Origin of the sequence: Shewanella sp. SM21 (genome assembly GCF_025654335.1) — a bacterium.
Taxonomy (GTDB): Bacteria; Pseudomonadota; Gammaproteobacteria; order Enterobacterales; family Shewanellaceae; genus Shewanella; species Shewanella oncorhynchi.
This window is the reverse complement of sequence record NZ_JAKKRL010000004.1, coordinates 262,607-284,471: the sequence shown is the minus strand read 5'-3', so window position 1 is coordinate 284,471 and position 21,865 is coordinate 262,607. Positions and strand designations below refer to the sequence as shown.

Genomic DNA, 21,865 nt, shown 5'->3' with positions numbered 1-21,865 from the left:
AGGGTTGTAAGATTCATCATTTGTCTTCTCCTGGCAGAATTGATTTCAGTTCTTCACTGATCGACTGCATCACTTTAATCACTTTTTCAGCGTATCGAGGATCAGTGGCATAACCCGCATCCTGCAAAGCTCGGATGAATTGAGTAGGGGAAGCGGCCACTTTTTTCGCATCTTGATAACGTTCACCTTCGGCAATGAAGGACACAAAATCGTTAAAGCTATGCTCGAAATCACTATAAACTCGGAAGTCAGCTTTTTGCTGGACAGCAACACCGTGCTCAAATTCTAAGGTACTGACGTTAGCCTTATCACCTAACCAACGACGATCAGCTTTAATGTTGAATAGGTTATGACTCGGCGCACCGTTATTGCCGCGGACGATTTTTTGTCCCCAGCCAGTTTCCAGTGCCGATTGCGCCAATAATACTTCTGGTTGGGTACCTAATGTTTTTGCGGCTTTTTCAGCATGTGGATATAAGGTAGCTAAAAATTCTTCTCGACTACCGAACCTGACAATTTTTTGGGTTTCCCTAAATGCTGCCGTCGGCAAAACTTGGCCGCTAATCACAGGTTCTACCACTGAAAGTGATTGTTCACTCCAGCTCGGCTTAGGCGTATCGATAGCCAATGAACGATTAGGCGCATCAATGTCCATTGATGAATTTGCATCTTCAGCTCTATCCGGTTCAAATACAGGCCGAGCAATAGCAGCCGGCACACCATGATTTACAACTGTGGGTTCAACCACTGGAGCGGCTGAACTCTGCATAGGCACATTAAGCGCTTTATCGTCGTGGAGCATTTTCATGCCACCATCGTCACGCAATACCGATGCAGGCGTGAAATGACTTGTTTCGGGAGAGAGTTGCTGCACCATCATATCGGCAAGGCCCAATACACCTTTGTCAGATAAATCGACCGATAACTGCTGATCGCGCATCTGCTCGTAAAACTGAGTGTATTGGCTATTGAGTGGACTATCAGACTGAAAAACCGCATTGGCATCGCGCATACTTTTCATCAGCATTTGCACGAAAATACCTTCAAATTGTTGGGCGACCTTTTTCAAGGCGCCCTTCTCATCTTTCTGAGCCTGGGCGCGGAGTGAATCTAGCCCGCCCAGGTCAAGAAAATGTGATGAACTTGAAAGCTTTTCCATGATTTTCCCGACAGAAATTAGATGATGATAAGTTCACCATGCAAAGCTCCTGCCACTTTTAATGCTTCAAGTATTGCTAACACATCTGAAGGGGCTGCACCGACTAAGTTAACCGCTCTAACCAGCTCATCCAGCGTAGTGCCTGGATTAAACATAAACATACGACGGTCACTTTCTGTCGCTGTGATCGTACTATTACTCGTGACGGTTGTTTGACCATTTGCCAACGCGTTAGGCTGCGAAACCTGTGTCGCCTCCGCAATCGTGACAGTCATGCCGCCATGGGTAATCGCCGCAGGGAGTAAGCGTACGTTTTGCCCAACCACTATGGTTCCAGTACGTGAATTAACGATCACTTTGGCAGATTCCTCTGCGGGAACAACATCAAGGTTTTCAAGCGTTGCTAAAAAGGAGACTCGTTGTGATACATCACGTGGAGCCGTTACCTGAACAGACGTCGCATCTAAAGGACGCGCCATATCTGGACCTAATAGATCATTGATCGCATCGGCCATGCGCTGCGCAGTAGAGAAATCCGAACGACGTAGGTTAAACGTCAAATAATCGCCAGTTGAAAATGGGGTTGCTACACTACGCTCAACAATCGCGCCATTCGGTATACGACCTACAGTTGGCGTATTTTGAATCACCTTTGAACCATCTAAACCATCGGCACTAAAACCACTCACCACTAAACTACCTTGGGCTATGGCATACACATTACCGTCGACCCCTTTCAAAAAGGTCTGTAATAAGGTGCCACCGCGTAAGCTTTTGGCTTCGCCTAAGCTAGATACCGTCACGTCAAGATCTTGACCAGGTTTGATAAAGGCGGGCATATCCGCGTGTACGGCTACCACTGCAACGTTTTTAATTTTCGGTTTGACGTTGTCCGGAAGATTAATCCCAAAGTTTTTAAGCATAGTCATAAAGGTCTGCTCGGTATAACTGGTTTTTTCCCCAGTTCCCGGCAAACCGACCACTAAGCCATAACCAATCAACTGGTTACTACGCACACCTTGCACATTGGCAATATCTTTAATTCGTTCAGCCTGACTAGATAGAGAAAACACTAGCATGGCAACGGCTAACACCAGTTTATATTTCATGATACGACTCCTTAGAAGGGCCACCAGTCGCTCATAAAGAACTGGCTTAACCAGCCCACTTTTTGAGCATCTGCGAAAGTGCCTGTGCCACTGTATTGGATACGGGCATTAGCCATTCGCGTTGAATCGACAGTGTTATCGGGTTTAATGTCCTGCGAGCGAACGAGACCAGTGACACGAATAAACTCATCACCATTATTGATTGAAATCCATTTTTCACCACGGATCACTAAGCTGCCGTTGTTTAGCACTTGCATCACGTTTGCCGAGATGCTGCCATCTAGACTATTGCTCTGATCCGCATCCGATTCACGCTTAGTGTTCATGCTATCTTTGTAACGCAAATCAATTGGCACTCCGCCGATGGACACATTACTACCACCAGCAAAGATGGGATCTAAGCTCATGTCTGAACCTTTTTTGATCTGATTGCCTGCACTCTTCTTAGCTTGAGTCGATTCCTTCAATACGATAGTGATAATGTCACCGACTTTATGGGCGCGTATATCCGAATACAAGCTAGATGCTTGGCTGTCTTGATAAATAGAGCCAGTTGCGGCAATTTTTGTCGGCGGTGCCTCTGGGTATACCGGCGCGTAAAAGGGATCATCCGCAAGGGGTTTCTTTTGCGTCGAGCTACAAGCTGCAAGCAATAACGCGACGGCCAACACAAGATATCTAGCCATGATGTTTGCCTCTATAAATTCTGAGTCACATAAGACAGCATCTGATCTACCGCTGAAATCACTTTAGAGTTCATCTCGTAAATGCGCTGACTTTCGATAAGGTTCACCAGTTCCTCGGTCACGTTAACGTTAGAGGTTTCTAAGGCGCCTTGACGAATCGCTCCCATGCCATCTAACGAAGCGGTACCTTGAATGGGCGTACCACTGGCACCAGTTTCCGTATATAAGTTTTGTCCCATAGGATCTAAACCCGATGGATTAATAAAATCCGTCATAGTCAACTGACCCACGACTTGGTTCTCTGCGGTACCCGGCGTTTTTACTGAAACTTCACCCTCCGCGGAAACGGTAATACTGGTCGCATTATCAGGAATAGTGATCGCGGGTTGTAGCAAATAGCCAGAACCTGGCGTCACAATCTGCCCTGTATCGTCTAAGGTAAACTGACCATTTCGAGTATAAGCAGTGGTTCCATCAGGGAGCTGGATTTCAAAAAATCCAGGACCTTCAATCATGAGATCCAGTGAGTTATCCGTCGTCAGCATGTTACCCTGAGTAAACATTTTTTGAGTGGCGACGACTTTCGTACCCGCACCTATGTTTAATCCGTTGGGTAGCTTAGTGTTAGATGCACTAACACCACCCGCTTGGTTAACTGTTTGATAGAGTAAATCTTCAAATACTGCGCGGCTTTTTTTGTAGCCCACAGTGCTAGCGTTCGCTACGTTGTTTGAAATCACTGAAATATCAGTTTGCTGTGCGTCTAAGCCAGTTTTACTAATCCATAACGCCGGATGCATAATCTATCTCCTAACTAATACGCATTAATGAAGATGAAGCGCGATCATTCTCTTCCGCGGTTTTCATCATCTTGACTTGCAATTCAAACTGGCGCTGAAGATCAATCAAAGACACCATTTCATCAACAGGGTTAACGTTACTGCCCTCTACGGCACCACTTTCAACTGCGACGAAAGGGTCAGCTGGTGCTGGTTCGCCTGACATTTGTCGAAATAATCCATCTTCACCACGCATCATCTGCGCATTGCCGGGATTAACTAACTTCAATCTAGCCACTTCTTCTATCACTTCAGCAGTCGCCCCCTGAGGGCGAACAGACACTATGCCATCCTGTGAAATTGACACTTTATCAATAGGTAATGGCAGCACTATCGGGCCAGCGTCCCCCATCACGGGATTGCCTCTGTCGTTATACAACATGCCCGTCGCATCGAAACTGAGACTACCTGAACGGGTATAAGCTTCACTGCCATCTTTCGCCTGAACGGCAAACCAGCCATCGCCTTTAATGGCAACATCGAGATCCCGTCCAGTGGTTTTTATCGGACCAGAGCGAAAATTAGCTGACGGAGATTCTGTCATCGCAAACACCCTTGAAGGCAACCCTTCACCGAAGGCTTGCATCGATCTGGCCTGCGCCATATCTGATTTAAAACCATCGGTATTAGCATTGGCTAAGTTGTTCGCACGGAGTGCCAGCTCATTCATATTTTGCTTAGCGCCACTCATGGCGACATAAAGGAATTTGTCCACAGACTGCTCCGTCAAATTTTCTACATGACAATATCAAAGCAAGCATCATGCCAACAAAAAATAACGTTTAATTTACTGATAGAATTGAAAAATATGAAAATGAAGTGATTTGACGGCAGGATAAAGGCTAAGTGTTGCCACTGGCGGCAACACTTAGTTAAATAAAGTAATGATTAGCGGATTTGTAATACGGTTTGTTGCAGCGTGTTATTCACTTCAAGCGTACGAGAGTTCGCTTGGAAGTTACGTTGCGCCGAAATTAAATCGACCAGTTCAGTAGTTAAATCGATGTTCGATTGCTCTAACGCCGATGAACTGATGCTACCAAAAGTTCCACTATTTGCCTCACCCGCTAACGCTGGACCTGAAGCTAAACTGGCTTTCCACGACGTATTACCCACTTGCGTTAAACCTTGTTCGTTAGCAAAACGAACTAAAGCAACCCGTGCTAAAGGCACGGTTGAACCATTAGAATAACTCGCGGTCACTAAACCATCTTCGCCGATTTCAACGTTAGTTAAGCGACCTACAGTCGTACCATCTTGCGTCAACTCAGTTGCACCAAAAGGAGCAGCATATTGCGTTGGGGCATTAAACTTCACAGTCAACTCTTGAGTACCATCGGCACCTGGCCCTAAAACACCCGCACCACTGACGCCCAAAGCCTCAGTCTTGACTATAGCAGGATCACTACCAGTGTAGACACCAACAGAATTGAACTTGAGTACAGAGCCTTTCCAACCACCAGCAGTTTGAGCTGTGCCCGTTGCATCAGGCGTACCATCGCCGGTGGTATCTGTTTGATAAGTACCAGCAGGACCGGCTAAATCGACTTGCTTTCCATCAACAGCATAGTAAGCCACCCAATTGTTCTCACCATTGTACGAACCATCTTTGGGCTTAACAAAATAAGTGGTCATAATATGTGGCTCACCGAGTGAGTCATAAATTGTCATTGATGTAACGTTATTGTAGGTTTTTGCATCTAGAGGATCGAATGCCGCGGGGTCGAGTGCACTTTCCTTAGCATTTAAGTTCATTTGTAAAGTAACATTCTCAGTCTTTACAGGGCTACCCGCAGTGTCTGGTATTTGTACCGGCTTAGCCGTCGTTAAACTCACTGATGTTGAGTTCCCATCTTTATCCACTGGGAAAGTTTGCAAATAATTACCAGCAGAATCAACCATGTAATTATTTTTATCTACCTTAAATGCTCCAGCACGGGTAAACGAGTGGTCTAATGTACCCAGTTCAGAAGCAGTAACGAAAAAGCCACCCCCTTTAATCGCCATATCAAGGGAGTTATTCGTCAACTGTAAGCTACCTTGATGGAATTGCTGTGCCACTTGGCTCGTCGCAACACCACCACCGACAGCAGTTTTAGCATTTGAAAAAATAGAATTAGCGTAAACATCCGCAAATTCAGCACGTGACTCTTTAAAGCCAATGGTGTTCGCATTAGCAATGTTATTCGCCGTAGTGTTTAAATCTTTCTGCGCAGCAGAAATGCCACTCAATGCAATGTTAAACGACATAATTCACCTCTACACTTGACTCAATTCATTTATGAGCGATTTACGCCCAATTCGGATGCTGCAAAAATTCTTTTATACAAGCTTAGGTTTCAGACACAGCTAACACATCGGTTAACTTGATGCCCATACCGCCTCTCAAGTTAAGAATCGCGCCAGTACTGGCCGTACCGAGAGAAACGCTGGTCACATGAGCATAGGTCGAGACTGGCAATTCTTGGGATTTCCCATCCACTAAACCACTCGCCTTGATCGTATAGTTACCTGCGGTTACAGGTTTTCCATCTTTATCGAGGCCATCCCAGTTAACATCGACATTGCCCCCCTTACTGCCATCAACTTTAAAGGTGGTCACAACTTGGCCTTTCTCATCCTCAACACGTACAGTAACTTCAGGAATTTTAGCTGGCGTGCTAATCACACCTTTTATTGTTGGGCTTTCAGCTGAAATGTTACCTGTATCAGTTGGGATCAATACCTTGCGACCAACAAGTCCTGATGCCTGTAATGCTTGGCTTGATGTCATAACACCGTTTAAATTAACGATTTCCTTATTCAACTTAGTAATACCATCAACCGTCGAGAATGATGCCATCTGCGCAATCATTTGGTCGTTGTCGACGGGCTTAAAGGGATCTTGCATCGATAACTGTTGGCTTAATAACGAGAAAAAGTCATCTTGAGTTAACTGCTGGCTTTTTGCTTCCGGTACTATTGAATCTTTTGGCAAACGTATGCCATCAAGAAACGGATTACCCGTTGAGCTGGTTGATGAATTCGTCGTAACGGCATTTGGCTGACTCTTATTTTGAGCCGTCTGCGCCGACGCTTGGTTAATTTGATTAATGAGGCTCACAGCTTACCTCCTAAGTAACACATGTTATTTACCCATCCCAAGTGTTTGTTGCAGCATAGACTTAGCTGCTTCAGCGACTTGAACATTCATTTGATATGAGCGCGAAGCAGAAATCATATCTGCCATTTCTTCCATGACATTAACATTCGGTTTATAAATAAAGCCGTCCGCATCCGCCATTGGATGATCGGGCGAGTATTCTTTCAGTAGTGGTTTATCACTTTCTACAATGCCTTTTACTGCAACGCCTTGAGAAGCTTGTTGCTGACTTTGGGCTTTAGCCATTTCGGCTTCAAAAATGGGATGACGGGAACGATAGGTCTTATCTACACTACTCGAGACGGAATCCGCGTTAGCTATGTTGCTCGCGGTGGTGTTTAGCCTGACCGATTGAGCAGACATTCCCGAGCCAGCAACATCAAATATGCTAAATAAACTCATGATTAATCCCCTCTCAACGCTTTCTTCATGCCACTAAACTTACTATCTAAAAAACCTAGCGACATTTGATATTCAAGTGCATTTTGCATGAATGCCGATTGTTCCTGTTGGATATCAACAGTATTACCATCACCGGTATCGGGTTGATTTGGCACACGGAACTTAACAAATTGCCCAGTCAACTCCGCAAGCCCAAAATGCTTATCTGGCTCTTGCATTTCAAGACTATTTCGCTGCTGCTGTTGGCCTCGAGCGGCCTGCATTGCCGCAGAAAAATCAACATCGCGGGCTTTGTAATGTGGCGTATCTGCGTTAGCGATATTGCTTGAAATGACTTCTGCCCGCTGCGCTCTAATACCGAGAGTGTATTGATGCACACCCAGTGCATTATCAAAATTGATCGCCATAAAATTGCCTCCTCGTGTTCTCACGAAAATAAAGCAATTCATGTGCCAACATCAGGAAAATTTTGAGAATAACAATAAGGATGAGCAAGTGATGGGTAAAAAATTACCGACAATTGTCGGTAATTTTCTTTAGAGCGGCTAAGTTAAGTCTTTTTCTGGTAATAAATGCCAGGGTTACAACGAACCATATCAAACTCGTCCGTTAAACCAGCGATAGATTCTGATGCACCGAGAAATAAAATCCCTTTGGGATTGAGAGCGGCAGCAAATTGCCGCAAAATTTTTGCCTTTGCCTCTGGTGCAAAATAAATCAGCACATTGCGGCAAAAGATAATGTCGAACTTGCCAAGCAGACTATAACTCTCAAGCAAATTATGCGCTCTAAAGTTCACCAACCGCTTCACATTATCCTTTAACTTCATATTGCCTGAAGGTAATGCATCAAAAAACTGACGCTTACGTTCTTCAGATAAACCACGCGCTAATGCCAAACTATCGTACTCGGCATTTTTGCAGCGTTCTAACATGGAAGGAGATAGATCCGTTGCTTGAATCGAAGCACTACCAGCCAAGGCACCAGGCTTCTTCTGTTGATACTCAAGAATAGTCATAGCCAATGAGTATGGTTCTTGGCCAGACGAGCAAGCCGCAGACCAAATTTTAAGCGGACGCCCCAGACGACTGTATTCAGGTAGTAGGACATTATTCAACAACTCAAATGGATAACGATCACGGAACCAAAGGGTTTCATTAGTCGTCATAGCATCGATCACTTCAGCTCTGAGCGCACGCTCAGTAGGCTTCATCGAATGCTTAACCACATCAGATAAGGATGGCAGGTTATATTTGCCCATCAAAGGAGCAAGACGACTGCGCACAAGATATTGCTTATTTTCACCCAGTACGATGCCGCTGTGTTGCTCTAAGAACAACCTAAATTGATTATATTCAGCCTCAGCGAGTGATTTATTTGGCACATTCACATCCTAAATCCTATAGCAAGCACCAAAATCAGTGCGAAACCATCATGTTATAAAGTCGAGATTATAGCGTAAAGCGTATCTAGGTACTAACCTACAGCAATTACAAACTTAAATGCTTATTCACAGCAGCGGCCAGTTCGTCGGGATTAAACTTAGCGATAAAGTCATTAGCCCCCACTTTTTGAACCATTGCCTGATTGAATACACCACTTAACGAAGTATGCAGTACCACTTTAATATGCTTAAGCTTAGGATCATCTCGGATTTCAGCGGTCAGGGTGTAGCCATCCATTTCAGGCATCTCAATATCAGAGATAATGAGGGGGATCTCATCGGCCACATTATCCATCTCTTTGGCGATCTCTTTAAGCTTGTCTAATGCTTCGCGACCATCTTTTGCGGTATCAATTTGTAAATTCAATGACTCGAGTGAACGAATAATTTGTTTACGCGCCACGGCAGAATCATCAATAACCATAATATGATAATGCTGAGTTCTGTCGAGGGTCAGTTTTTCATTGGCTTCTTCACTGATAGCCGTTTTAACTGGTGAAATCTCATCTAAGATTTTTTCCACATCGAGAATTTCAACTAATTCACCTTCAATTTCAGTCACAGCTGTCAGATAAGAATAACGGCCAGCACCTTGCGGCGGAGGCATAATCGCTTCCCAATTCATGTTGATGATCCGCTCAACAGAACTGACCAAGAAGCCTTGAACACTACGGTTATATTCAGAAATAATGATGAAACAGTTTTCAGTGCTCGCTAAAGGTTTTCCCCCTGTTGCCGCACTCAAATCAATCACTGAAATGGTTGTTCCACGAATATGAGCAACACCCTTCACATAAGGATTAAGTTTAGGCAAAGTGGTCAGTGGTGGACACTGCAGTACTTCTTTCACCTTAAACACGTTAATCCCAAACCGTTGACGACCGTTTAATTTAAAAAGCAGCAATTCTAAACGGTTTTGTCCAACGAGCTGGGTTCGTTTGTTGACTGAATCAAGAATACTCGACATAACTCTGCCTTGTTGTTCTGTTTATGTTCGGCCCTATAACTCAGTTGAGTATAGGCATATTAATTGCTTACGTCTTATCTATCGATAAACATAGTCGAAACTGAGTCAATCTTCTGACAGTGATGCAAATTATTATTACAGTGGTCAGCTTCGAACTTAATAAAAGTATAGGTGCATTCTGGCGTTACAAGCTAGTCTCTTCATTATGAAAGTAAATTTAGTCTGTTTTTTTAGTCTTTTCACCCTCTTCATGCCCGCTTTTGCGAGTGCAGAGCCTATTGTCCCCACCGTATCGGCAATCTCAGAATTAGCTAAAGCGCTTATTTCAGAAAAAATATCCGTTCCAGAAAATGCCAAAGTAAATATTTCGCCACAGATGGTTGACGCAAGAATGCTGCCGTCACAATGTTCGTCTCCAATGAAAGTTGAACTGGCTAGCGATAGGGAAATTAGCCGTAATAACACCTTAAAAGTCAGCTGCGATACACAAGACTTAGCTTACCCTTGGCAAATCTATATCTCGGTTCGGGTGGATATCTTATTCCCCGTTGTTGTCTCAACCGAAATCTTAGCACCAGGCGAACTCATCTCTCCTAGTCAAGTAGAAGTCCGTTACATTGAACAAAATAGCTTGAGAGGTGCCGAATTCGATGACCCGAGTAAATTGGCTGGTGTGCGAGTAAAACGACGAGTAGCAAAAGATAATCCCGTATTAAGCAACAACTTATGCTTCGTTTGTAAAAATGATTCGGTATCTATCTACGTTCGTTCTGGCTCATTCGAGCTCAAAACAGTGGGCGAAGCCCTACAAGATGGCAATAAAGGTGATCGGATCAGAGTCAAAAATAGCAGTTCAAACAAAGAACTAGATGCTATAGTCACAGGCATTGGCGAAGTTGAAGTAAGAATGTAAAATAATCTAAAGCTTTTTTGTAAGCTGCCGATACCCCAGTTAAGAAATCCCGTACACACGACGCTGGAGCCTAAAATGGCAATTGATATTAGCAAACTCAACACTGCAACGACTGCGCAAGTTCGTTCAGGCGCAACGAAAACGAGCAGCGATCAATCTGCTCAAGTTGCTACAAAATCGACAACACCACAAAGAAGCGACTCAGTGGTCATTACGGCCCAGGCACAACAACTTCAAGGAGCTCAGACTAAAATGGCTAGCCTTCCTGAAGTTGATCAAAAGAAAGTAGCCGAAATCAAACAAGCTATTGCCGAAGGTCGCTATAAAATTGACCCTGAAAAGTTGGCTGCCAATATTGCAAGTTTTGAAGCCGAACTTAATGACTTAAATAAAGAGTAACTATGACTGAAATAGCTAAACTGGTAGATCTACAACACGCCCATTTGGCTGTTCTTAAGCAAATCATACTCAAGGAAAAAGGCGCTTTGGTTGACCAAAACGCCGATTTACTGCTTTCCCTTGCTAACGAAAAATCGCAATGTCTGAAAGAACTAAAGACTAATGATGATATTCTGGCAAAACACAGTGATAAATCGCTACTCACTCAGCAAGTCGAACTCGTACATAAAATGGCCGAGATCAAAGACGCATTGACTGAATGCAAAGAATTAAACGAACAAAATGCCAGTTTAATTGAGATGAATTTAGCGAGTTTAAATCGCTTTGCTCAAGCTTTACAAGCCAGCAGAAACGCCTCCAGCCTCACCTATAACGATAAAGGCAAGACCTCGACTATCTCAAGTTTAGGCAATGATTTAAAGGCCTAACAAGCGCATCACTCCCACTTAGCATTCCCTTTTCTAAGCTCTGATTAGATATTAATGTCTTCTACAAAAAGAAAAGCCGCGTAAATACGCGGCTCAATACATGCTGTTGAACATACTCTCAAAAACGCTAGAAATACGTCACTTCCTTCACTCGTTGTGGACGGTTCTGTTGTTGATAAAGCGCCCAAACCTGTGAAAAATCAAGTTCTAACTCAGTGACATAATGCTCGCCTGCTGGATAACTCTTAACGACTCGTGCGCCGCGGATCACGCCAGAAACTGACGCTTTGACATTATCGTCCGTCAACATCCAATCACTGACACTGCTGTTTGCCGTTATTTTCTGCCCATAAACTTGTTCCGCTAATTCACGATAAGCCACAATTTTTGATGCCTGCATAGCCATCAACACTCTTTGTGATTGCTCTTTAGCCGGTTGAGTCGCTAACGGCGCATATCCTATAGCCGTTAACTTAGGAAAACTCGGCGGCGGCACATCTTCCCATTGCACATATCTATCTTTAGCAGCGCAGCCAGTTAGCATTAGCGCCACAATAACTAAAAGGTAGCGTTTCATTTTCCATCTCCTAAAACACGTACTTCATTCATACCCGGACTCGCCTGACGATATAAGATGCCATTTTGTGACACAATTTGCTCCGAAGGCTGCATGTAGTTTGCCAACTCTTTTTGAGTCACAAAAGTTTGAGATGCCGATACCACGCGATTGTTACTAATGTTCACAATCCGAGTATTGATCGCCATACCATTGGTTACTACGCTCATAGTCGAAACGACAAGATGCTCAACAGGAAGATCTTTCGACAATTTTTGCCAATCTCGCGTCAAAATAAAATCCCCGTCAGATGTGACTCTCAAGCCATCAGCTAAGTTTAAATCCACCACATTAAACTGAAAGCTATGGAGCGATGTCATTAATCCTTGCTGTAACTGTTGCGCTAACGCATTAGTGCCATTCAAATCGTCCACTAATACTGGTGTTGCAACTACGATAGGTTGATCAGAACGCAAGGCATCATTTTGCTTAACGAGCTCAGTCACTATTCGCTGTGCTAAATGGTTAATCACTGCCGTTGGCGGCAACCCATTGCCATCCACTAAACTCGGTTTGGGCGGCGTAACCGGTTTAGCAACACATCCACCTAACATTATCAATGTTAAGGGAATAATCACACGCTTTAGCATTGGATTTACCTCATCTATGGGTGCATTGGCAGTCAAGTGACTCACTTTCTAAGCTTCAAATTTTTAATGAGTAACAAAAACCAGCAATCTTCGGACCAACATTAACCTCAGTCCGACAATATTCTTCTATTACGCAGTATATCGACTGTAACAATGGAAACTTTATCAAAAGTTCTCATACTCAGGCACGAAATTTGCTTTATTGCCATATTAGATTAAGAGTCAGAAAACTGGCTCGATTGGTAATATCGCCATTAGCTTAGCGATAAGGATTGAATTGATGCACATACCAGGTTCAGCTTCGCTCATCATTTTGAGCCTTTTACTACTTTCTTTGCCCACCAGAGCCGAATGGATAGAAGCCAGCGGAGAAGCAACTATTATCAATGGTAATACAGCTCAAGCAAGGGAAGAAGCAATTAATCAAGCTGTTAGCTATGCGACATTAAGCACAGGTATTCAAATATCCAGCGAGCAACAAACCTCTAATGGTAACCTCACACAAAATAACTTTGCGATAAATCGCAACGCCCAAGCCATAAACATCCAACTCGTAAGTGAACAAATTCAGGGAAATAAAATATATGTATCCCTACGCCTCGATCTAAATGATGATCCAACACAACAGTGTCCTAATGGCCAATTAAAGGCCGCTATTTTAATACCTCAAACACAAATAAAAGATCGTTCTCAGCTTAGATATGGACAACTTTCAGGCTTTGAAGAGGTCATTTCAGAGGCGTTAGGGAACACTATAGAAGATTACTCTTCAACTGGCTTTAGTCACATCCATGCTAACGAGCGACTCGATATTGAACAAGACCTAGTGGATATTCGCGGTTATCGACTCCCAAGCTGGCTCAGTGAAATTACCGACAGCCAATATATTCTTCAACCGCAGATCATTGATATATCGATAGAGCCTGTACAACCCACCTTCTTAGGATTTTGGGATGAAGCTCCGCTAAGGCAATTTCAATTCAAACTCAGCCTCTATCATGGGATCAGTGGCGAAGAGGTCTGGAGCAAAAGCTACAGCACATCGGCCCCATGGGAATTTGAAGAACAGGCTATCATTGCTCCCAACAGTAATAGATTCTGGCGTTCCTCCTATGGAAAAAGTATTACTCAATTAATATTGCAAGCTACCCGAGATTTAGACAGCACACTTAATTGCAGGCCATTACTTGGCCAAGTCGTTAGCCGACAAGCAGACAGGATTATATTAAATCTAGGCCGCAAACATGGCATTCGTGTCGGTGATAAATTCCAAGTAGTATTACAACAAAACTTACCCGATAGACTCAATGAAATGCGCGCCGTCGCGACCAAAAGTCGTGCAACGGTAAAAATTGAGCAAGTAAGCGAAGAAAGCGCCACCGCAGTACTTGTAGACCAAAATGCCGCCTACAATGTACAGATAAACGACATAGCGCTTAAGATTTAAGCAACTAAATCATAAGCCTTTTAATCAAAGATAAAACCAGTATAATCACTGTCGTCTCTTCATAGCTCAACAGGATAGAGCAGCCGCCTCCTAAGCGGCCGATCGGGGTTCGAGTCCCTGTGGAGAGACCAGATAGTGACCTTGGTGATATCAAACTCCCAGAAATCTTCCGGAGAAACGGAATGACCGAGCTATTTGCGTCTAATCTCAATATTATCGTTAAGCGTTGGCCTATAGTGGCCGCTGCGGTCAAAAGCCAAACCATCAATGAATTAGATGCTCACCTTATCAACGGTCGTAATCAAACTATCAGTGTTAATGGTATTCAGCTCAGTAGTCGTCATGACCGCATCGCCGAAGCACGGCTCTTTATCAGTACATTACCTGCAGATGCAACTCACGTAACCGTCTACGGTGTCGGTATGGGAGATGTACCAAGTTTACTTATCGATAATCCACAGTATCTTTCAATTGATATTTGCATTTTAAACCTCAGCGTTTTTGCCCTCCTCATCAGTTACACTGATCAAAGCGAATGGTTAAAGCATCCAAACATTAATTTGACAGCGCTTCCAAGCGTAAAGTTAAATTTTCCAAATATCGCAATTACACCAGATCTCACTCTTGTCAGTGATGAGAATGCGACTCTCAGAGACTTATTAGTCATGGAGCTCAATCGTGAGTTCTCTAATCAACGACATCAATCTGATGATCCTGCAATATTAAAACGCTTCGAGGATAACCAACTCTATATTACTCACGATCCTGATGCCGCGAGCTTAATAAATAGTCATAGTAGTTATAAAGCTATCGTAATTGGCTCGGGCCCTTCTTTAGAAGAGCATTATGATTATCTGCAACAAATTAGTTCAAGTTCCCATAGACCACTGATCATTGCGGCAGATACTGCATTACGTGGTTTACTTCACAATAATATAAAACCAGATATTGTGATCTGCATTGACGGATTGATAGGTGAATACCATTTACCGCTAGCCTCGACTCATAACATCAATCTTGTTTATTTTCCCCGGGTTGATCCAATGGTACTTAATGCTTGGTTAGGCCAAAGATTTATTGCCTATGGAGGCAGTAAAATATACGACCAGCTCGCTTCTCGATATCCCAAACTAAGACTGTTCACGAGTGGAAGCGTCATTCATCCGGCAATTGATTTAGCGATCAAATTAAAGGCAAAAGAAATTACCCTATTAGGGTGTGATTTTTGTTATTGCAATAACAAGAGTCATGCGTTCTGGAATGATCACAAATTTGGTCAAAACGATATAAAAGAACAAATATGGGTTAATGCGGTTATTCAGAAAGTGAAGGAAGCTAAACACTGGTTGATCAATGGCAAAGGCCAGCGGATAGCGACGGATCTAAACCTAAGAGCATATCTCAGGCACTTGGAACGCTACATCGCTAAGCATCCAGAAGTAAAGTTTTACCAAGCGAGTTTATCAGGCGCTAAAATTCGCGGTTCTCAGTATAAGGACCTCATATTATGAGCTTAAGTCTACAAGATTCACTGCGGCAAACGGCAGGTTTATTTAGACTCGGTCAAGAAGCAAAGGCTTCAGTAGAGTTACGGTTATGTCTTGATAAAATAGAAAAAAACTGCCCAGAACTTGTCCTTAATTCGACTTTTCAGCAAATATTGCCTGCTATGCTTCAGGCACAAGAGCAACACGATTGGTTAAGCCTTGCCGATTATTTAGAGTATGAACTAATAGAACTAGTCTGATAAAGCAAGAGCAACAGGGCATCAAGCTTCCCAGAGACTTGCCGTTAATAGACTATACCGAGCCATTTGCGAGTAACTATGACTACACATTCACCTATTTTTATCGCTGAAGTCTCCAGCAACCATCATAGAGACTTACAGCGTTGCATTGAGTTTATTAAAACTGCTGCAGACATTGGTTGCGATGCCGTAAAGTTTCAGCTTTTCCAAATAGAGCAACTTTTCGCTCCCGAGATTCTGGCTAAAAGTGAAACGCATCGAAAGCGCAAAGATTGGGAGCTCCCAGTCAGTTTTTTGCCTGAATTAAAACAAAGCTGTGATGAATATGGCATTCAGTTTTCATGCACACCATTCTACTTAGATGCAGTGGCAGAACTGGCTCCATATGTCGATTTTTATAAGATTGCCTCCTACGAATTGTTATGGACGGATCTACTGGTAGCCTGTGCAAAAACCGGATTACCTGTCGTTCTTTCAACTGGCATGGCTACTTTAGAAGAGATAGATCAAGCGGTACTCACGCTAAAAGAAAATGGCGCGAAAGACATCACCTTGCTCCATTGCGTATCGGCATACCCAACTCCTGAGAATGAATGTAATCTTGCGGTATTAGAAAGCTTTAGAAACCGCTATCAAGTTAACGTTGGCTGGTCTGATCATACTGTCTCTAGTGCGGTACTTAACCGAGCTGTACACAAATGGCGAGCCGATGTCATAGAGTTTCATTTAGATTTAGATGAAAAAGGTGATGAATATGCTTCAGGACATTGTTGGCTGCCACAACAGATAGCACCCGTAATCCAAGGTATAAAATTAGCCAATGTGATTGATGGCAAACCAGAAAAACAATTTGTTGCTAGTGAAGCCTCAGATAGAGAATGGCGAGCGGATCCCCTTGATGGATTACGTCCACTCAAACACATCAGGCCGTATTTTTAGCCAATCATTCATCGTTCATAACTAAACACCGAGTACCATACAAGGTGTTTAGTTATAGCTTTAGCTAATGTCAAACTTAATAGTCTTGTAAACCCACGATACTCGCTTCTCTAGCTCTTCTAAAGAATCCGCTGTGACGATAAAAACACCAGCCCTATCCGCATGACTACAAATAGGTTGTATTTTTTCACCTACATTAATAAAAAACTCTAGCTTTTTGACAAAACTCTGAATTTTAACTTGTTCAATTCCATGAATTCCAATGAGTTGACCTTTTTCAGGGAAAAAATATCGATTAGCAACAAATTGATTTTGTTTTGGGATTAAGGCCTCAAAGTCAGGCTTAATATCCAGTGCAATTTCTAACGCAGTGCGTACATAGTTAATTCCCAACCCCAAAGGAACAAGACTTTCAGAAAAATCACCACCGCTCAGTCGAGTTGCAACCTCGATAACCTTTGCTCCAGTCTCAGTATAAACAATGTCACCTTTGATGACTCCGTTTTCAATATCTAATGCCTTAGCAACATCATCAATAAGTTTCTCGATTTCAATTCGCTGTAATTTGGATAAACGACTTGGTTGCCAACCGCCATTTTCGAGAATATAGGGGGCAAAAACATCCAACATCTCATAGTTACGATCAACAAATCCCGCAGTATATCCTTTTCCTTGATAAAAAAGCGTTTCGGTACTAACCTGCGGTCCTTGTAGATACTCTTCGATGATAACCTGCCCACTAAACGATTCTTCTATTGAACGCCGATATAAAGCTTCTATATCCATGCCCTCCTTCAAAAGAAACACTCCCCGGGCACCAGACCGATCTACTGGTTTTAGCACTAAAGGTAGACCGCGTTCGGCCACCAGAATACATAAATGCTCAAAACTCTCAACGGCAGAAAACCAAGGGATAGCAACATTTTTTTCAGCAAAATGTTGTTTCATAAGAAGTTTATCTGTTGTAATCAGGGCCGTTCCCAAAGGAATACAAGGCACTGAAAGATACTCGGCAAGAGCAGATACATACTGAGAAATATCACTACCCATTACCGCCACACCGTGAACAGTTATTTGTAATCGATCAACAAAAGCTTTAAGCCCTGGTAAATCTCTTGTGCTGACAATCGCATACTGATCGGCAAGCGCAAATCCTGGAGAATTGGGATTCCCATCTACAACAATGACATGCAAACCCATCGCCTTTGCTGTCTTGATGGCAAAAACTTGATCGGCACTCGCACCTAAAAGTAGGAGATTTTTTACTTCAATTGTCAAGAATTGCTCCTCCACTAACCGCAAGAATTTGCCCTGTCATATATTGTTGTTCATCCGATGCTAAAAATACGCAGGCACTTGAAATATCTTCAATTCTTCCCGCTTTTTTCAACAAAGTCATATCTAGCACTCTAGCTCCTGCAGGGGAATCTATTTCATCAGCAGTTTGATCTGTTCTAACCAATCCTGGCGCCACTGCATTAACAAGAACATTATACTCAGCGCCATAACGTGCAAGTACTTTAGTCAGGCTATTTAACCCAGCCTTTGATACCGCATAATGCACAGTCTTCGGTCCATGATACTGACCAGCAACAGAAGAAATATTGATAATTCTGCCGCCGCCATTAGCCTTCATCAAAGGAAACACTTCCTGGCAGCACATAAAGGGGCCTTTGAGATTGGTCCCCATTATCATATCCCAGGCCTCATCAGTTACTTCATCAAACCAGCCTCTTTGGTTAATACCAGCATTGTTTACCAGAATATCAATGCGACCGAACTCAATCTGCGCTAGGTGTATCAAATTTTGGATCTCACTTCGCTTAGAAACATCAGCACGGATCGCGACCACTTTACGCCCCAAATTCTTAAGCTTACTAACAACACGAAAAGCCGCCTCATCATTTGTACGATAATTAATGATTAAATCAGCGCCTTCGCTGGCAAAAGCTTCAGCAATACCTGCACCGATCCCTCGTGATGCACCAGTGATAAGCGCCACTTTACCTGTGAGTCTACCCACTCGTTATTCCTCTTGATATTCGATCCAACGCTGCTGGATTTTCACCACTATCTGTTTTACAGTAATACCAGCTTCATCACTACATTCTTGCTTACTTCCTGGCCTTATAAAACTATCTTCGACACCACTTCTAAAAACCCTGAGACTAATATCTGAATCGCTTATGGTCTCAAGTAATACAGAACCAAAGCCCCCCGCTAATACGCTCTCCTCAAGGGTGATAATGTCCATTCCAGGAACCAACAAATCGAGAATGCCATTTACAGGAAAAGGTTTGATGCTCTGAACACAAATAATACCAAACGTTTTACCTAAATTTGCCAATAGTGATTTGAGTTCCCAAGCCTTTGCCAAAGTATTTCCAAGACAAATAATATAACCATTTTTACCTTTGGCGGCGATAGACATCCCCTTGCTAAGAACTCCAGTATCAGGCTCTGAAGTACTTAAAGGCTCATAGGGATGCAAAATAACCATGGGACCCACAGGCGAAACTAAACGCCTTTCCAACAATCTCTGCGCCTCGATACTATTAATCGGATATTCTACTTGCATATTCGGGAATGATTTTAAATACGGAATATCATAAATCCCATGATGAGTAGAGCCATCGTATCCCGCAAAACCAGCCCTGACGCCCAGTACAGTGATGGGTAAATTCATATAACAAGCATCATGCAACAACTGATCGAAAGCCCTTTGCATAAAGGTAGTTTGCATACATACTACAGGCTTTAATCCCTCAAGCGCCATACCACAAGCCATTCCAACAGCGTGTTGCTCCGCCATTCCAACATCTATGACTCGACCTGGGAACAAGGCAAATAAACCATCCAAAGACGAAGCATAGGGTGTTGCAGGAGTGATAACATGAATATCAGGATCCGATGCCATAAGTGCAGCTAATTTTTCAGCAAAAACAACCGCAAATGTCTTTCCAGCAACTGTAGGTGACGCACCTTCACCAGTCATTGGATTAAAAGGCATTGAAAAATGCATTTTATAGGGATGAGAACCTGCGCAATCTAACCCCTTTCCTTTTAGAGTTTTGATATGCACTACTGTAGGACGCCCAAGAGTCTTTGCATTCTTAAGAGCCTGAACAAGAGACTTTGTGCAATGACCATTTGCAACAGACAAATAGCCGTAACCTAAACTTTCAAAAAAGTGTTGGGATTTTTCTTGCCAATTATCACCAATAGTGAGCTGCCTAACACCGCCTACTGACGGTGCTATTGCCATTTCGTTATCATTCACCACAAGAATAAGTTTGGCATCCCGATCTACACTGCCAAAGTTTAGAGCCTCAAATGCCATTCCTTCAACTAGAGAACCATCTCCGATGACTGAAACTGTAAAGTCCCTACTTCCTTTGCTTTTAAGCGCAGCAGAGATACCTGTCGCCAATGAAATTGATGTACCAGCGTGGGAGGCGTCGATAGTATCGTGCTCACTTTCTTCCCTAGCGATAAAACGACTCATCCCCTTATAAGTGTTAAGGGAGTCAAATGCGGCACGGCGCCCAGTTAAAAGCTTATGGGTGTATCCTTGGTGACCAGTATCAAAAATAATTTTGTCAAAAGGAGAATTAAAAACAAAATGAATTGCCAAGGTTAGCTCAATCACTGAAAGGTTGGCACCAATATGACCACCGGTGGCAGATATTTTATCTATCAAAAAACAACGTATTTTTTCGGCCTGTCCATCCAGAGCTTCAATTGGCAATTTTTTAAGTTCAGCTGGAGAGCCTACAAACTCAATATAATCAATGGCTGCCATAAAAAATCCTTAAAAATTAACGAATAGGTTTTATACAAACAAGAACAGTATTGGTGCCATAGGGATCAGCATCATCGTGTATAATGCCAGCCTTAATACCAATCACTTTGACAATGTGAAAATACTGTCCAACTAAGTTCAGAAGATAATCCAAACTATATTCGACTATATGGCAAGAATTCACTGGAATATGACCATAACTGTTTTGCGGTGTGCTTAGAACTAACATGCCGCCAGGTTTAATGATACGTTGTAGCTCTTTCAAACAAGCTTCTTCAGACACATGTTCTAATGTCTCGAAACTGGTAACTGCATCATAACTATCATCATCGAAGGACATGTCAGTAATATCTTCAACAAAAAACGCAACATTTTTTTGAGATGAATGAGCTTTAGCGTAGGCAACACTTTCTGGATCTAGATCAGCTCCGTGCACCGTGGCAAGAGATGTCGACATCATTCGAACACCGTAACCATCAGCACAAGCTATATCCAATACTTTCATATTGGACTTGAGGTATTTAAGCGCTAATTGATAGTGATAACCAAGCCTGTCACCCGAAGCAATCCGATGATTATTCACTTCTTGACGTGGTATCTCATAGATAGCATGTGCCAACTGCCTACACTCTCTTAAATAGTCATCCGTGTATTGAGGTAAGGACTCGAGATGTTCAAACTTATAATCATATCGATTGAGTTCAAAATAAGTTTTAGGATGAACGTGAAATTTTGCTAACTCAGGTTTATCAAGAATTGTAACCAGCATCCGAAGTGCGCCGACACGAAAGACTTCAGAGCTAAAATGAACAGGAAAGTCAGCAGGTAGCTTGATACAATCAAGATTATTTTTTTGTGCGAGACTAACCATCTGTTGACTAAGATTAGTATCGAAGCAGAAATGAATACCATCCACTCGGACAATGAAATCATCATCATTCAACTCGCTTGATGCAGCAACCATACGTCTGAGAGGGCTTTCATCAAATCCATAAAATGCTTGCAATCGTTTATCGGCAATTTCATCAACAATCCCTTTTAGCTCGCCGCCACGATCAAATTCTGGGGCAACTAAACAAAACTGAGCCTCGGGAAATGCAGTCAATGCACGCTTAATTGTCCTTACTATGGCAATTTCACCGTCAACCAATCCCATGCAAATATCTCTACCTCCAGCCCAAGAGCGAGAACTTGCCTGAATCAATACTTTGATATTACTCATATCTACCCCTACAT

24 protein-coding genes and 1 tRNA gene are annotated in these 21,865 nt (G+C 42.9%); 8 read left to right on the top strand and 17 right to left on the bottom strand.

Annotated features, from left to right (window positions below; all coding sequences use genetic code 11):
• Positions 1 to 16 precede the first annotated feature (16 nt).
• The 11 genes from flgJ to L5L94_RS07390 form a co-directional block, all read right to left on the bottom strand.
• The gene (flgJ, locus tag L5L94_RS07440) at positions 17 to 1,159 is read right to left on the bottom strand and encodes a flagellar assembly peptidoglycan hydrolase FlgJ (protein WP_028761202.1); all 1,143 of its coding nucleotides are present in this window, start codon (positions 1,157 to 1,159) and stop codon (positions 17 to 19) included.
• A 17-nt stretch (positions 1,160 to 1,176) separates the two neighbouring features.
• Positions 1,177 to 2,268: a flagellar basal body P-ring protein FlgI gene (locus L5L94_RS07435; RefSeq protein WP_263162236.1), complete on the bottom strand. Its 1,092-nt coding sequence runs from the start codon at positions 2,266 to 2,268 to the stop codon at positions 1,177 to 1,179.
• An 11-nt stretch (positions 2,269 to 2,279) separates the two neighbouring features.
• Complete coding sequence (flgH, locus tag L5L94_RS07430; protein WP_028761204.1) at positions 2,280 to 2,954, bottom strand: flagellar basal body L-ring protein FlgH; 675 nt, start codon at positions 2,952 to 2,954, stop codon at positions 2,280 to 2,282.
• Between the two features lie 11 nt (positions 2,955 to 2,965).
• The gene (flgG, locus tag L5L94_RS07425) at positions 2,966 to 3,754 is read right to left on the bottom strand and encodes a flagellar basal-body rod protein FlgG (RefSeq protein WP_028761205.1); all 789 of its coding nucleotides are present in this window, start codon (positions 3,752 to 3,754) and stop codon (positions 2,966 to 2,968) included.
• A gap of 10 nt (positions 3,755 to 3,764) precedes the next feature.
• Positions 3,765 to 4,508: a flagellar basal-body rod protein FlgF gene (gene flgF, locus L5L94_RS07420; protein WP_105251930.1), complete on the bottom strand. Its 744-nt coding sequence runs from the start codon at positions 4,506 to 4,508 to the stop codon at positions 3,765 to 3,767.
• Positions 4,509 to 4,681: 173 nt separating this feature from the next.
• Positions 4,682 to 6,043: a flagellar hook protein FlgE gene (flgE, locus tag L5L94_RS07415; protein WP_028761207.1), complete on the bottom strand. Its 1,362-nt coding sequence runs from the start codon at positions 6,041 to 6,043 to the stop codon at positions 4,682 to 4,684.
• Positions 6,044 to 6,125: 82 nt separating this feature from the next.
• Positions 6,126 to 6,896 carry a flagellar hook assembly protein FlgD gene (flgD, locus tag L5L94_RS07410; protein WP_131523075.1) on the bottom strand — a complete coding sequence of 257 codons (771 nt, stop codon included), beginning with the start codon at positions 6,894 to 6,896 and terminating at the stop codon, positions 6,126 to 6,128.
• Positions 6,897 to 6,920: 24 nt separating this feature from the next.
• Complete coding sequence (flgC, locus tag L5L94_RS07405) at positions 6,921 to 7,337, bottom strand: flagellar basal body rod protein FlgC (RefSeq protein WP_006085646.1); 417 nt, start codon at positions 7,335 to 7,337, stop codon at positions 6,921 to 6,923.
• Between the two features lie 2 nt (positions 7,338 to 7,339).
• Positions 7,340 to 7,744: a flagellar basal body rod protein FlgB gene (flgB, locus tag L5L94_RS07400; RefSeq protein ID WP_113939454.1), complete on the bottom strand. Its 405-nt coding sequence runs from the start codon at positions 7,742 to 7,744 to the stop codon at positions 7,340 to 7,342.
• Positions 7,745 to 7,887: 143 nt separating this feature from the next.
• Positions 7,888 to 8,727: a CheR family methyltransferase gene (locus L5L94_RS07395; protein ID WP_168824478.1), complete on the bottom strand. Its 840-nt coding sequence runs from the start codon at positions 8,725 to 8,727 to the stop codon at positions 7,888 to 7,890.
• A 100-nt stretch (positions 8,728 to 8,827) separates the two neighbouring features.
• Positions 8,828 to 9,748 carry a chemotaxis protein CheV gene (locus tag L5L94_RS07390; protein ID WP_028761211.1) on the bottom strand — a complete coding sequence of 307 codons (921 nt, stop codon included), beginning with the start codon at positions 9,746 to 9,748 and terminating at the stop codon, positions 8,828 to 8,830.
• A gap of 205 nt (positions 9,749 to 9,953) precedes the next feature.
• Between L5L94_RS07390 and flgA the strand changes: the two genes are divergently transcribed.
• From flgA to L5L94_RS07375, 3 genes are all read left to right on the top strand, one after another.
• Positions 9,954 to 10,661 (top strand): flagellar basal body P-ring formation chaperone FlgA, encoded by a 708-nt coding sequence (flgA, locus tag L5L94_RS07385; RefSeq protein WP_263162232.1) that lies wholly within the window; start codon positions 9,954 to 9,956, stop codon positions 10,659 to 10,661.
• A 75-nt stretch (positions 10,662 to 10,736) separates the two neighbouring features.
• A complete protein-coding gene (gene flgM, locus L5L94_RS07380) occupies positions 10,737 to 11,060 on the top strand; it encodes a flagellar biosynthesis anti-sigma factor FlgM (protein ID WP_107948432.1) in 324 nt (107 codons plus the stop codon).
• Positions 11,061 to 11,062: 2 nt separating this feature from the next.
• A complete protein-coding gene (locus L5L94_RS07375) occupies positions 11,063 to 11,488 on the top strand; it encodes a flagella synthesis protein FlgN (RefSeq protein WP_131523073.1) in 426 nt (141 codons plus the stop codon).
• A 127-nt stretch (positions 11,489 to 11,615) separates the two neighbouring features.
• On the opposite strand, the gene L5L94_RS07370 is transcribed toward L5L94_RS07375, so the two are convergent.
• Entirely contained in the window at positions 11,616 to 12,065 is a 450-nt protein-coding gene (locus tag L5L94_RS07370; RefSeq protein ID WP_028761215.1) for an LPP20 family lipoprotein, read from the bottom strand.
• Positions 12,062 to 12,694 carry a FlgO family outer membrane protein gene (locus L5L94_RS07365; RefSeq protein ID WP_131523174.1) on the bottom strand — a complete coding sequence of 211 codons (633 nt, stop codon included), beginning with the start codon at positions 12,692 to 12,694 and terminating at the stop codon, positions 12,062 to 12,064. The genes L5L94_RS07370 and L5L94_RS07365 overlap by 4 nt, the downstream gene beginning before the upstream one ends.
• A 280-nt stretch (positions 12,695 to 12,974) precedes the next feature.
• Here L5L94_RS07365 and L5L94_RS07360 point away from each other — a divergent pair, with 280 nt between their 5' ends.
• The 5 genes from L5L94_RS07360 to L5L94_RS07340 all read left to right on the top strand — a co-directional run bounded on the left by L5L94_RS07360 (position 12,975) and on the right by L5L94_RS07340 (position 16,827).
• Entirely contained in the window at positions 12,975 to 14,141 is a 1,167-nt protein-coding gene (locus L5L94_RS07360) for a flagellar assembly protein FlgT (protein WP_131523072.1), read from the top strand.
• Between the two features lie 55 nt (positions 14,142 to 14,196).
• Positions 14,197 to 14,272 (top strand) — tRNA-Arg (locus tag L5L94_RS07355).
• 51 nt (positions 14,273 to 14,323) lie between these two features.
• Entirely contained in the window at positions 14,324 to 15,652 is a 1,329-nt protein-coding gene (locus L5L94_RS07350) for a motility associated factor glycosyltransferase family protein (RefSeq protein ID WP_263162228.1), read from the top strand.
• On the top strand, positions 15,649 to 15,888 hold the full coding sequence (locus L5L94_RS07345) for a hypothetical protein (protein WP_105251922.1): 240 nt from the start codon (positions 15,649 to 15,651) through the stop codon (positions 15,886 to 15,888). Before L5L94_RS07350 ends, L5L94_RS07345 begins: the two co-directional genes overlap by 4 nt.
• Before the next feature lie 78 nt (positions 15,889 to 15,966).
• Positions 15,967 to 16,827, top strand: a complete 861-nt coding sequence (locus L5L94_RS07340) for an N-acetylneuraminate synthase family protein (protein WP_131523695.1) — start codon at positions 15,967 to 15,969, stop codon at positions 16,825 to 16,827.
• Positions 16,828 to 16,887: 60 nt separating this feature from the next.
• On the opposite strand, the gene L5L94_RS07335 is transcribed toward L5L94_RS07340, so the two are convergent.
• Genes L5L94_RS07335 through L5L94_RS07320 form a run of 4 tightly spaced genes read right to left on the bottom strand, consistent with a single transcriptional unit; the run spans position 16,888 to position 21,851 of the window.
• The gene (locus L5L94_RS07335) at positions 16,888 to 18,105 is read right to left on the bottom strand and encodes an ATP-grasp domain-containing protein (protein ID WP_131523694.1); all 1,218 of its coding nucleotides are present in this window, start codon (positions 18,103 to 18,105) and stop codon (positions 16,888 to 16,890) included.
• Positions 18,095 to 18,850 (bottom strand): SDR family NAD(P)-dependent oxidoreductase, encoded by a 756-nt coding sequence (locus tag L5L94_RS07330; RefSeq protein ID WP_131523693.1) that lies wholly within the window; start codon positions 18,848 to 18,850, stop codon positions 18,095 to 18,097. Before L5L94_RS07330 ends, L5L94_RS07335 begins: the two co-directional genes overlap by 11 nt.
• 3 nt (positions 18,851 to 18,853) lie before the next feature.
• Positions 18,854 to 20,629 carry a 1-deoxy-D-xylulose-5-phosphate synthase gene (locus tag L5L94_RS07325; protein ID WP_131523692.1) on the bottom strand — a complete coding sequence of 592 codons (1,776 nt, stop codon included), beginning with the start codon at positions 20,627 to 20,629 and terminating at the stop codon, positions 18,854 to 18,856.
• Between the two features lie 16 nt (positions 20,630 to 20,645).
• Complete coding sequence (locus L5L94_RS07320) at positions 20,646 to 21,851, bottom strand: class I SAM-dependent methyltransferase (protein WP_131523691.1); 1,206 nt, start codon at positions 21,849 to 21,851, stop codon at positions 20,646 to 20,648.
• Positions 21,852 to 21,865 lie beyond the last annotated feature (14 nt).